This window comes from Kitasatospora arboriphila, assembly GCF_039528095.1.
Taxonomy (GTDB): Bacteria; Actinomycetota; Actinomycetes; order Streptomycetales; family Streptomycetaceae; genus Kitasatospora; species Kitasatospora arboriphila.
The window spans coordinates 1-10,363 of record NZ_BAAALD010000158.1 but is presented as its reverse complement, the minus strand read 5'-3'; the positions used below and the strand labels follow the sequence as shown (position 1 = coordinate 10,363).

At 75.7% G+C, this 10,363-nt stretch carries 14 protein-coding genes and 1 riboswitch; of the genes, 5 read left to right on the top strand and 9 right to left on the bottom strand.

The window, feature by feature from the left end; translation table 11 throughout:
* The 6 genes from ABD353_RS38065 to ABD353_RS38040 all read right to left on the bottom strand — a co-directional run.
* On the bottom strand, positions 1-1,002 hold a 1,002-nt coding region (locus ABD353_RS38065), incomplete at its 3' end, for an ATP-binding protein (RefSeq protein WP_344628308.1).
* A gap of 112 nt (positions 1,003-1,114) precedes the next feature.
* Positions 1,115-1,330, bottom strand: coding sequence for a hypothetical protein (locus tag ABD353_RS38060; protein ID WP_344628307.1), 216 nt, complete (start codon positions 1,328-1,330; stop codon positions 1,115-1,117).
* A 140-nt stretch (positions 1,331-1,470) separates the two neighbouring features.
* On the bottom strand, positions 1,471-1,896 hold the full coding sequence (locus tag ABD353_RS38055) for a PaaI family thioesterase (RefSeq protein WP_344628306.1): 426 nt from the start codon (positions 1,894-1,896) through the stop codon (positions 1,471-1,473).
* A 197-nt stretch (positions 1,897-2,093) separates the two neighbouring features.
* Complete coding sequence (locus ABD353_RS38050) at positions 2,094-2,264, bottom strand: hypothetical protein (RefSeq protein ID WP_344628305.1); 171 nt, start codon at positions 2,262-2,264, stop codon at positions 2,094-2,096.
* A 56-nt stretch (positions 2,265-2,320) separates the two neighbouring features.
* A complete protein-coding gene (locus ABD353_RS38045; RefSeq protein ID WP_344628304.1) occupies positions 2,321-2,887 on the bottom strand; it encodes a TetR/AcrR family transcriptional regulator in 567 nt (188 codons plus the stop codon).
* On the bottom strand, positions 2,887-3,723 hold the full coding sequence (locus ABD353_RS38040) for an alpha/beta fold hydrolase (protein WP_344628303.1): 837 nt from the start codon (positions 3,721-3,723) through the stop codon (positions 2,887-2,889). The genes ABD353_RS38045 and ABD353_RS38040 overlap by 1 nt, the downstream gene beginning before the upstream one ends.
* Before the next feature lie 148 nt (positions 3,724-3,871).
* Between ABD353_RS38040 and ABD353_RS38035 the strand changes: the two genes are divergently transcribed.
* Positions 3,872-4,081, top strand: a complete 210-nt coding sequence (locus ABD353_RS38035) for a tautomerase family protein (protein ID WP_344628302.1) — start codon at positions 3,872-3,874, stop codon at positions 4,079-4,081.
* Positions 4,082-4,107: 26 nt separating this feature from the next.
* Here ABD353_RS38035 and ABD353_RS38030 read toward each other — a convergent pair whose 3' ends face one another.
* On the bottom strand, positions 4,108-4,398 hold the full coding sequence (locus ABD353_RS38030) for a YiaA/YiaB family inner membrane protein (RefSeq protein ID WP_263104195.1): 291 nt from the start codon (positions 4,396-4,398) through the stop codon (positions 4,108-4,110).
* Between the two features lie 225 nt (positions 4,399-4,623).
* Positions 4,624-4,784: riboswitch (cyclic di-AMP (ydaO/yuaA leader) on the top strand.
* A gap of 9 nt (positions 4,785-4,793) precedes the next feature.
* Between ABD353_RS38030 and ABD353_RS38025 the strand changes: the two genes are divergently transcribed.
* A complete protein-coding gene (locus ABD353_RS38025) occupies positions 4,794-5,564 on the top strand; it encodes a M23 family metallopeptidase (protein ID WP_344628301.1) in 771 nt (256 codons plus the stop codon).
* Between the two features lie 31 nt (positions 5,565-5,595).
* Here ABD353_RS38025 and ABD353_RS38020 read toward each other — a convergent pair whose 3' ends face one another.
* Entirely contained in the window at positions 5,596-6,477 is an 882-nt protein-coding gene (locus ABD353_RS38020) for a hypothetical protein (RefSeq protein ID WP_344628300.1), read from the bottom strand.
* Positions 6,478-6,585: 108 nt separating this feature from the next.
* On the opposite strand from ABD353_RS38020, the gene ABD353_RS38015 reads away from it, so the two are divergent.
* From ABD353_RS38015 to ABD353_RS38005, 3 genes are all read left to right on the top strand, one after another.
* On the top strand, positions 6,586-7,200 hold the full coding sequence (locus ABD353_RS38015) for a GNAT family N-acetyltransferase (RefSeq protein WP_344628299.1): 615 nt from the start codon (positions 6,586-6,588) through the stop codon (positions 7,198-7,200).
* A gap of 83 nt (positions 7,201-7,283) precedes the next feature.
* Positions 7,284-8,012: a sensor domain-containing protein gene (locus tag ABD353_RS38010; protein WP_344628298.1), complete on the top strand. Its 729-nt coding sequence runs from the start codon at positions 7,284-7,286 to the stop codon at positions 8,010-8,012.
* Positions 8,013-8,148: 136 nt separating this feature from the next.
* A complete protein-coding gene (locus ABD353_RS38005) occupies positions 8,149-8,859 on the top strand; it encodes a hypothetical protein (RefSeq protein WP_344628297.1) in 711 nt (236 codons plus the stop codon).
* Here the strand turns inward: ABD353_RS38005 and ABD353_RS38000 are convergent.
* Positions 8,823-9,866 carry a hypothetical protein gene (locus tag ABD353_RS38000; RefSeq protein WP_344628296.1) on the bottom strand — a complete coding sequence of 348 codons (1,044 nt, stop codon included), beginning with the start codon at positions 9,864-9,866 and terminating at the stop codon, positions 8,823-8,825. The two genes, ABD353_RS38005 and ABD353_RS38000, sit on opposite strands and share 37 nt — an antisense overlap.
* Between the last annotated feature and the right edge of the window lie 497 nt (positions 9,867-10,363).

The window sequence follows — 10,363 nt, the reverse complement described above, 5'->3', positions numbered from 1 at the left end:
CTGCGCGGCCGCGGCCTGCGGTTCCGCGGCGGGGGCCGCGGGCGACAGCGGCGTCGCCGGGGCCGAGGGGACGGCGGACGGGACGGGCGCGGCGGCCGGGACGGCCGGAGCGTGCGGCAGCGGCTCGGTGAGCAGTGCGTTCGGCAGCAGCAGGACCACCCGCACACCGCCGTACGGCGAGGGCGCGGAGCTGAGCGTGACCCGGAACCCGTACTGCTCGGCCAGCCGGCCGACCGCGGCGAGGCCCAGCTGCGGCACCTCGCCGAGCCGGGACACCTCCAGCCCGCCGCCGCCGGCCAACGCCGCGGCGGCCTTCTCCACCGAGCCCTCGGGCATGCCGACACCGGCGTCGTCGATCTCGATCACGGCGCCGTTGTGCACCGGCATCAGCGTGACGAACACCTGGGTGCTGGGCGGCGAGTAGCGGGTGGCGTTGTCCAGCAGCTCGGCGACCGCGTGGATCAGCGCCTCCGCGGCGGCGCCCACCACCGCGGTCTCCAACCGGCTGCGGACGACGACCCGCTGGAACGGCAGGATGCGGGACTGCGCACCGCGGACGACGTCCTCCAGCGCGACCGGCTCGGGCCAGTGCCGGCCGGCCCGGGCCCCGCACAGCACCGCCAGCGTCTGGGCGAGCCGGGCCTGTTGGGCGGCGGCGTGGTCGGCCTTGAGCAGTCCCTCCAGCAGCACCGGGTCGTCGTGGTTGCGCTCCATCTCGTCCAGCCCGGCCTGCTGGTCGTGGGCCATCACCAGGATCCGGCGGGCGACGCTGAGGAAGGCGCGCTGGGTGCCGGCGGTCAGCTCCTGCTCGCGCTGGACGGCCGCGCTCTCGGCGCTGCGCCGGGCCAGCTCACCGGCCAGCCGGCCGCGCAGGGAGTCGAGTTCGTGCTGCTGCTCGTCGAGCCGGCGGCGCAGGGTGCGGGTGACGGCCCGGTACCTCGCGGCGGTCAGGACCGCGGGGACGGCGAGGACAACGGCTGCCGCTGCGCACCACTGAGACATCGTCACGCGGCGAATTCTAGGATGATGATCCTACGTATGTGTGAACAGATCGCCAGAACGGTGATCTGAACGCGTCAATCAAGCGGAATACCGCACGCCGACGCGTCGATCCTCACTGGCCGTCGACCTCGCCGTAGGACTCCTGGGCCCGTGCCGGGACGGGACGCAGCGTGCGCAGCCCGCGCGCCACCGCGAACGCACGGCGCAGCGCGGAGACCGGACCGGTGCCGGGACCGGCCGCCGGCGGGACGAACGGCGGCTCGGCCGGCGGGCGCTGGCCGGGGATGAGCCGGGTGGCGGGCGCGGTGCTGCGGGCCGTCTTGGTCATCTCTCCACGTCCTCCGTGTTCCTGCCGGGTGCCGCCGGACCGGGGCCGGTGCGGGCCGTCCACTTCCAGACCTACCCCGCCGGGCGGCATCCGGTGTCCCGATTCGGTGACGATGCCGTGCCGTCGCGGGCCGGCCGCGGTCACGGGGCGTGCTCCACGGCGATCATCGTGCCCTGGAGCAGCGCGACCTCCTTGCCGGGGACGCCGCCGGTGATCGAACGGACCTCGGCGCCGACCACGGTGACGGTCCGTCCGCTGCGGACGACCGTGCCGGTGGCCCGCAGCCGCTCGCCCACCCCGGGGCTGAGCAGGTTGAGCTTGAACTCCACGCTGAGCACGTCCTTGCCCTCGGGCATCAGGGAGAGCGCGGCCGCCCCGGCCGCCGCGTCGGCGAGCGTGGAGATGGCGCCGGCGTGCACGAAGCCGTTCTGCTGGGTCACCGCGGGCCGCACGGGCAGGTCGAGCACCACCCGGCCGCGGGCCAGCTCGACGATCTCCACCCCCAGGGTCGCCAGCATCGGCTGGCCGTCGAGGTTGCTGCGGAGGCGGTCGGTGAGGGTGTCCATGGCGCGGTCCTGGTGCGGGGGGGCGGAGTGCCCCAGAACCATCCGCCGCCGACCCGTCCCGCGTCAACCCGGTCGGAGCTGTGCCGCCCGGCACACCGCCCGCCCGGCCCGGCACACCGCCCCGGACAGCACGGAGGCCCGCGCCGGTCGGCGCGGGCCCGTGGGGAGCGGCAGCGGCCGGCGGCGGGCCGCCCGGCTCAGGCGAGGTCGGCGTCCTCGGCGGCCTGCTCGGCGGCGGCGGTGTCCGGGAGCTCGGTGCCGGTGACCGTCCTGGCGTCACCGGTGCGGTGCCGCGGCCCGTCGGCGTGGGCGCTCGGGGCGGTCAGCGAGGCGACGACGCCGACGGCGAGCGAGGCAAAGGCGAGCATGCTGCGCTTCTTCATGCCCTGCACAACGCGCGGGGCGCCGCCGGGTCACGGGCGGTTCAGCGCGGCCAGTCGCGCAGGCCCGCGACCAGCGCCCCGGTGAGCCGCTGCCGGGTGGTCGCGACGTCCTCGGCCAGCCGGAACCCGCCGGCGGTGCTCAGCGAGGCGAAGCCGTGCGCCGCGGCGCGGACCGTCCGGGTGGCGTGGATCAGCTCGGAGCCGGCCAGCCCGTACCCGCGCAGCACCGCCAGGATCACCTCGACCAGCCGGCCGGCCGCCGCTGTCGACGCCGGGTCGTCCTGCGGTGCCTGCGGCAGGGCCGCGTAGCGGGACGGGTACTGCACCGCGTAGTCGACGTAGGCGTCGATCAGCGCCGCGAGCGCCTCGTCGCCGCCGCGGCCGAGCACCGCCCGGGACAGCCGTTCGGTCAGCTCGTCGGTGACCCGGACGGCGATCAGCCGGCGCAGTTCGGCGAGGCCGCCGGTGACGTGCTTGTAGAGCGAGGGGGTGGCCACCCCGGCCCGGCCGGCGACCGCGGCCAGGGTGAGGGCCTCCGGGCCCTGCTCGTCGACGAGTTCCAGCGCGCGGTCGACGACGGCGGCGGGGGTCAGTCCGGCCCGGGGCATCAGGCGACCTCGTTCACTTCGGCCAGGAAGGGCAGCAGGGCGTCGGCGGTGGCCTGCGGGTACCCGGCCATCGGGTAGTGGCCGCCGCCCTCGATGATCACCATACGCCCCCGCAGTGCCGAGGCCTGCCGCTCGGCGAGCGCCGCCGGGTCGGGGAAGTCCGGGTCCCGGCTGCCCATGACGACCAGCGCCGGGCACTGCACGTCCGCGCCCCAGCCGGTCGGCGCGGAGTCGCCGCGGACGTAGCCGCGGACCGCCCGGCGGCGCCCCGGCTGCTTCAGCGCGGCGACCAGCCGGGCCCGCTGGGCATCGAAGTCCGCGGGCCGCGCGGTCGGGAAGTAGAACTTCTGCGCGGCGCCCCACAGCCCGGGGAACCAGGTGACGGCCGGGGCGAGCAGGCCGACCATGGCCTTCTGCAGCAGGTTCGGCGGGAAGTTCTCGAAGAAGGCGTCGACCAGGACGATCCCGGCGACCCGCTCCGGGGCGTCCGCGGCGACCCGGACGACGGTGGCGCCGGTGTACGAGCTGCCCACCAGGACGGCGCGGTCGATGCCCAGGTGGTCGAGCAGGGCGCGGACGTCGCCGGCGATCGCGGTCGGCGAGTAGTCGTCCCACGCGGCCGAGGACTCGCCCATGCCGCGCAGGTCCATGGTGACCACCCGGTGTCCGGCGGCGGTGAGCAGCGGGTGCAGGTGCCGGTAGGCCGACCGCAGGTCGAGCATCCCGGGCAGCAGGACGACGGGGGTGCCCGTGCCCTGCTCGGTGTCGTCGTACGCCAGGCGGCCGCCGGGGACGTCCAGGTGGCGGGTCTGCAGGGCGTGCTGGGTGTCGTTCACGGCCGGCCTCCTTGGCCTCGCTGACGCGGCTGATTGCCCGTAGCCATAAAGCTACGGCTAATAGCCTTAGCCGTCAAGGGCGGCGCGGCGGCTCGTGCCGGCTGCGGTAGCTTTCGGCGACCGCGGGAACCGAGAGACCGGAGGCGTCATGCCCCTCATCACCGTCAAGCAGCTGGCCGGCCGCACCGAGGAGCAGCGCGCCGAGATCGCCCGCGAGCTCACCGCCGCCTACGCCCGGGCGACCGGCATGGACCCGGAGAAGGTCTGGGTCGTCGTCGAGGAGATCCCGGCCGAGAACTGGGCGGCCGGCGGCGAGACCTTCGCCGCCAAGCAGGCCCGGGCCGCCTCCGCCGGCTGACCGCCGCGGGCCGGGCCCGCGGGGGCTCAGAGGTTGTCGGCCCGGAACGGGTCGTGTTCGGCCAGCAGCTTGTCCAGCCTGGCCTGGTCCACCCGGGACACCAGCTCGCCGGCGTCCTGGCGGTCGCGGACCACCTTGGCCAGCGTGAACGAGGACGTGATCACGTACAGCAGGGCGACCGCCAGGAAGGCGCGCATCCAGGCGTCCACCGGGAGGCGGGCGATCCCGATCGCCAGGGCGGCCGTGGCGAGGGCGAAGGACAGGACGGCCTGCACGTAGTAGGCGGCCGTGGTGCGGGACTGCATCGGTGCGCTCATGCCTTGCAGGGTCCCGGAGCGGGCACCGGCCCGCATGAGTACGGATACTCACCCCGAGGGGGGCGATCACCCTCCGTCAGGGGCGGATTCACAATCTATGGCAAATCGCCCATCCTGCGCGTAGCCCTTACGAATCCACCGTCGCAGACGCTTGGAATCAAGGCGTGCCTAGCATTAACGTTTGATAACGCAGCGCGGTCGGCAACGCCGTACCGACACGGCACCGTGCGCGTGTCGCTCAATCCCGCGGCTGCCTTCGCCGGTGGTCACGGGAGCCGGGGAACCACCTTCCTTGGGGTGAATCGGCCGGGCCGGTGGCCCAGCCGTAGGAGACCTTCCTGCTCCGAACCCGTCAGCTAACCCGGTCGGCGAGGGAAGGAAAGGAGTGCGCCCCCGTGGCGTCGACGCACTCGGCGGACTCCACCGCCGCAGCCACCCAGCTCCTCGACCACCCCTGGGAGCAGGCCGACCAGGCCCGCCACCGGATGCCCCGGCAGACCAGGGGCGGCAGCCCGCTGCTGGGCGTCACCGCCACCGTGGCCGCCACCCTCGGCGCCGCCGGCATGACCGCGGCCGCCCCCGGCCCGGCCGCCGCGGCCGAACCCGCCGTGAGCGCGCCCGACCAGGCCGCCGACTCCGCCGACCCGGGCCTCGCCCTCTTCGCCCGCATCCAGCAGCAGGCCGACCACCGCACCGCCGCCGACGAGGCCGCCCGCCTCGCCGCCGCGCAGGAGGCCGAGGCCCGCCGCGCCGCCCAGGCCGCCGTCGAGGCCACCGCCCTCGCCCTGCCGACCACCGGCTACACCCTCGGCGCCCAGTACGGCCCCGGCGGCCACTGGGCCCACCTGCACACCGGCCTCGACTTCCAGGCCGCCACCGGCACCCCGGTCACCGCCGTCGGCAACGGCACCGTCACCTCGGCCGGCTGGGCCGGCTCCTACGGCTACCGGATCGTCGAGACCCTGCCCGACGGCACCGAGGTCTGGTACTGCCACCTCAACCGGCTCGCGGTCACCGACGGCCCGGTCGAGCGCGGCACCGTCCTCGGCACGGTCGGCGCCACCGGCAGCGTCACCACCCCCCGCCTCCACCTCGAGATCCGCCCCGCCGGCGGCGCCCCCGTCGACCCCCTCGGCTGGCTCCGCTCCCACGGCGTCCAGCCCTGAGAAGTCCTTTCCCGGGTGCCCCCGCGCGCCCCTATTGCTCCTCCTGGCGGGCTGCGGCGTAGGCCTCCAGTTCGGCGGTGCCGGGTTCGGGGGCCAGGTCGGGGTAGTCGGTGAGCAGCAGGGCCGGCAGCCCCGGGACGGTCCACTGCCCGCACAGCCACAGCGCGACGTCCGCCACGACCTGCTCGAAGTCCTCGAACTCCCCCCGCAGCTCGTACGGCATCGGCTCGCCCTGCGCGGTCAGCGCCGCCAGGTTCCGGTAGCTGCGCTGCATCAGCCCGTACTCCAGCAGCCGCCGCGCCCCGTCCGTCGCCATGCCGATCGACAGCAGGTGCGCCTCGCCCCAGCCGAGTGCCGCGTCCGCCCCGGTCATCGGGTCCAGTGCGCCGCCGTCGACCAGGGCCGCGTACGCCGCCGCCCGGTCCTCGGGCTCCAGGGCGCGGAAGCCGTCCAGCCAGGCCCGCACCGCGTCGGTGTCCGCGGTGTCCACCCCGTCCGCCCGCAGCAGCAGCGTGTAGAGCCGGGGCCAGGTCAGCAGCTGCGGCCGCCGCAGCAGCGTCCCGAGCAGTTCGCCCTGCCATTCCGCCTCGGCGTGCAGCCGTTCCTGCCGCTTGGCGTTGAGCCGCCGGGCGGCCCGCTGGTGGTCGATCAGCAGCCGGACGGTCTCGCCGTACACGCCGGGGTCGCCCTCCGGCTGGACGTACAGGTGGAGCCGTTCGTGGAGCAGTTGTTCGACCACGGCGGAGCCGAGTTCGGGCCAGCCGTCGTGGAGCGGTGCGCCGCCGAGTTCCAGCAGGGTCAGGACCTGCTGGACGGCCTCCTCCGGTACCGGGGGCAGTGCCTCGGCGTCCGCCCAGGCGAGCAGGGACTCGGCGCGGGTACGGGGGATGAGCTGCAGGTCTTCGTCGTCCACGCCGGTACCGTAGCCGGTGCGGGGTCCGGCGCGCGGCACCCGGGCCCGCCGCGGGCCGGGGGTGCGGCCGGGGGTGCGGCCGGGCCGGCCGGGGTAGGGTCGGCGGCCATGACAGCCGAACAGGTCCGGACGGTCCGCCAGGTTCGCCTGGTGGGCCCGCGCCTGGCGATCCGCGAGTTCCGGCTGGACCCGGAGGACGTTCTCGCCCTGCACGCCGTCCTCGGCGACCCGGAGACCGTCCGGCACCTCGGGTACGAGGTGTGCGACGAGGAGGAGTGCGCCGACCAGGTCGAGCTCTCCCTCGACGAGGCCGAGCAGGACCCGCGCACCGTCTACCGGCTCGCCGTCGCCCCGGCCGAGCGGGACGGCGGGACCCCGCCGATCGGCCAGGCCGTCCTCGAACTCGAAGGCACCCGCGCAGCCTCCCTCGGCTGCGTGCTGCGCCGGGACACCTGGGGCAACGGCTACGCGGGCGAAGTCCTCGCGCTGCTCTGCGGGTTCGGCTTCGGGACGCTCGGCCTGCACCGGCTCGCCGCCCGGGTCGACCCGGAGAACGCCGCCTCGGTGCGGGTGCTCACCCGGGCCGGTTTCCGGCCCGAGGGCCGGATCCGGCACGACCTGCTGGTGCGCGGGGCGTGGCGGGACTCGCTGCTGTTCTCGCTGCTGGAGGACGAGTGGGTGCGGCCCGCCGCAGCACGGGGGTGGGGAGAACCCCACCCCTGAGCCGCCGGTGGGCCGGATTACCCCGGGCGCCCCGCTCCGGCACCGTGGAGTCGTCAGTCCGAACGGACACCGAGGGGCCACAGATGACCACCGCACCGCTGCACCAGACCGCCGCGCCGTACCCGGGTGACGCGCCCTACCCGGGCGACGTGCCCGCCGGGCGCCGGCCCGGCTTCCTACGGGCGCCGTTCGCGGCCGCCACCTACCGGGAGGTCGGCTTCGTCCTCACCGGTCTGCCGATCGCGATCGCGGCCTTCGTCGTCGCCGTCGCCCTGTTCTGCACCGGGCTCGGCCTGCTCGTCACCGCACTCGGCCTGCCGGTGCTGGCCCTGCTGCTCGTGCAGGCCCGCGGCTTCGGCGCGCTGGAGCGGCACCGGGCCCGCGTCCTGCTCGGCACGCCGGTCGCCGCGCCCGCGCCCGTCGTCCCGAAGCGCCCCGGCTTCTGGGGCACCGTCACCGCCCGGCTCGCCGACGGCGCGGGCTGGCGTGCGGTGCTGCACCAGGTGCTGATGTTCCCCTGGGCGGTGCTGAGCTTCGCCGTCACCGTGACCTTCCTGGTGACCGGCTGGGTGGTCGCGCTGTACCCGCTCTACCACTGGGTCTTCGCCCGGTACACCGACTGGCCGGGCTACCGGGTGTACGACTTCACCACCGACGCCGGGCGCCACCACGAGTTCTACGTCACCAGCCCGGCCCAGATCGCGGGCGTCTGCGCCCTCGGCATCGTGCTGGTGCTGCTCACCCCGCAGCTGGTCCGCGGGCTCACCGCGGTCAACCGGCTCGCCGCCCGCGGCCTGCTCGGCGGCCGCTGAGCCGACTGCCCCTCAAGGTGCGGCCCCCACGGCCCCCGGCAGCCCGGATGCGGGCCGCCGGGGGCCGTGGTCCGATGAGGCCGTACCGCGCCCGGGCCGCCGCCCGGGTGCACCGCCCGTCCGCGAGGGAGCCGCCGTGCTGGTGACGTCCCGTCCGCTCGACGAGTACTGCGCCTCCTTCGGCCTCAGCCGGGCCGTGCTGCGCGGCCTGTCCGGTCCGCTGCTGGACTGCCCCGGCGGCGCCGCCGGGCTCGCCGCCGAGGCCCGCGCGCTCGGCTGCCAAGTGGTCGCCGCCGATCCGCTGTACGCCGTGCCGCCCGCCGTGCTCGCCGACCTGGCCCGCGCCGGCCGGGACGCCATGGCCGCGCAGATGTGCAGCACCCCGCAGCGCTACCCCTCCCCCCGCCACCTCCGGTACGACAAGTACCTGCGCAGCTGGGACCGGGCCCGGGAGCTGTTCACGGCCGACCGGGCCGCCCACCCCCACCGCTACGTGGCCGCCGAACTGCCCCGGCTGCCGTTCGCCGACGGCACCTTCGCCCTCACCCTCAGCTCGTACCTGCTGTTCGCCTACCCGGACCGGTTCGGCCCCGACGAACAGCTGTCGGCGCTGCTCGAACTGGTCCGGGTGACCGATCCGGCCGGCGAGGTCCGCGTCCACCCGCTGCACGACGGGGAGGGCAGGCGCTGCCGGCACCTCGACGGGCTCCGGGCCGAGCTCGGCCGGCACGGGGTGGCCAGCGAGATCACCGTGCGGCGTGCGGCCGGACAGGACCGCCGGGTGCTGCGGCTGCGGTCCGTCCGCCGCCGTCAGGGAGCGGCCGGACCTTCGGGGGCCCGCACCTGAGGCGGGATCGCCGGCACCTCGGCGGTCTGCGGGCCGCCGGCCGTGCCGGTGTCCCGGCCACCGCCGTCCGGGCCGTCCGAACCGCCCCCGCGCCCGTCGCCGTCGGCCGCCGGGGCGGGCATCCGCCGCAGCACCTCGTCGGCGACCGCCCGCCGCCGCGAGTCCGGCGGCACGTTCCGGGTGTTGCGGACCTTGTAGGCGACGGCCGCCCGCAGCGCAGCCCGCTGCTCCGCGGTGAGCTCGGGGCCGCCGAGCATCGCCTTGGCGGCGAGCAGGGCCTGCAGCAGCTCGAAGGGCGACAGGTGCCGGTCGATCGCCGAGACGACGAGGTCCAGGTTCTCCGGGTCGGGATTGCCCTGCAGCAGGGCGAGCGCCTGCACCCGCAGGCCCTCGACGCCGGTCTCGAAGAGGTCCCGCACCTGCCGGGAGCTGAAGTTCAGCGACCGGGCGGCCAGCACCGTCTGGTTCACCGAGTCGGCGAGGGTCTGCCGGTCGGCGGCGGACAGCGCCCGGGCGAGCAGCAGCCGGGTCAGCAGCCAGCCGGCGAGGAAGCCGAGGACGGTGAAGTACACCGAGAGGGCCGCCGCGAAGCCGGCCGCTCCGGGGCCGCCGCCGACCGCCGGGGCGAGCGCCTCGCCGAGCTCCCTCAGCCGGCGCGGCAGGGTGCCGATCTGGGTGAGTCCGGCACCGAGCAGGATCTTGGTCAGCCAGTCGGAGACCTGCTCCAGATTGGTGTTGGGGGCGTAGCTCGCGGTCGAGGTCGCGGACTGGTCGTCCGGATGGGCTGCGGCCCCGCTGGTCAGCAGCTTGGGGATGCCGAAGAGGAAGCCGAGCAGGCCGCCGCCGACCGCGAACGTCGCCGCGACCACCAGGCCGCCGCCGAGCGCCCGCACCCCGTGCTCGCTCGCCAGGGCGTACAGCACCAGGCCGACCAGCCCGGCGCCGACCACCCCGGCCAGCCCGATCCGCACCGCCGGCACCGGCTGTCCGCCGTGCTCCAGCTCCACCCGAGCCACCCCCGCCCCCGGTCCCCTGTGGTCCGCAGTGACTGTAGCGGACCGGCCGGTCACTCCGGGAGGTCACCGCACCCGGCGGGACGGGGGCTCCGGGCGGGGGGCCCGGACCGGGCCCGGACATGCAGACGGCCCGCGGGCTGCTTCCGCGGCGCCGGTCCTCGAGGGACCGGCGGCCGAGGCACCGGGGACGTACCGGTGAGCCCGCGGGCCGGGTGACTGCTTGGGTCTGCGCCTGCCGCCGGAGGCCCTTGGGGCCCCGCACACTGCACAGGCAGGGGCGGCTCTAGCGAGCAGCCACCTCACGCATCCTGGTGGTACTCAACTCAGGATCACCTCCTTTCAGTGTGCCGCCACCTTAGGCACGCGCTCCGGAGGAGGGCAATGGATTTTCCGGGTACCGCCGGTACCCGGCTGGGCGGACCCGGAGGGGACCGTGCGCGCCCGGGCACCGCCCGGACACGACGAAGGCCCGGCAGAAGATCTGCCGG

Excerpts from the sequence above, each read along its gene's own strand:
- ABD353_RS38060 (WP_344628307.1), bottom strand. The coding sequence starts at position 1,330 with ATGACCAAGACGGCCCGCAGCACCGCGCCCGCCACCCGGCTCATCCCC.
- ABD353_RS38055 (WP_344628306.1), bottom strand. The coding sequence starts at position 1,896 with ATGGACACCCTCACCGACCGCCTCCGCAGCAACCTCGACGGCCAGCCG.
- ABD353_RS38050 (WP_344628305.1), bottom strand. The coding sequence starts at position 2,264 with ATGCTCGCCTTTGCCTCGCTCGCCGTCGGCGTCGTCGCCTCGCTGACC.
- ABD353_RS38045 (WP_344628304.1), bottom strand. The coding sequence starts at position 2,887 with ATGCCCCGGGCCGGACTGACCCCCGCCGCCGTCGTCGACCGCGCGCTG.
- ABD353_RS38035 (WP_344628302.1), top strand. The coding sequence starts at position 3,872 with ATGCCCCTCATCACCGTCAAGCAGCTGGCCGGCCGCACCGAGGAGCAG.
- ABD353_RS38030 (WP_263104195.1), bottom strand. The coding sequence starts at position 4,398 with ATGAGCGCACCGATGCAGTCCCGCACCACGGCCGCCTACTACGTGCAG.
- ABD353_RS38015 (WP_344628299.1), top strand. The coding sequence starts at position 6,586 with ATGACAGCCGAACAGGTCCGGACGGTCCGCCAGGTTCGCCTGGTGGGC.
- ABD353_RS38010 (WP_344628298.1), top strand. The coding sequence starts at position 7,284 with ATGACCACCGCACCGCTGCACCAGACCGCCGCGCCGTACCCGGGTGAC.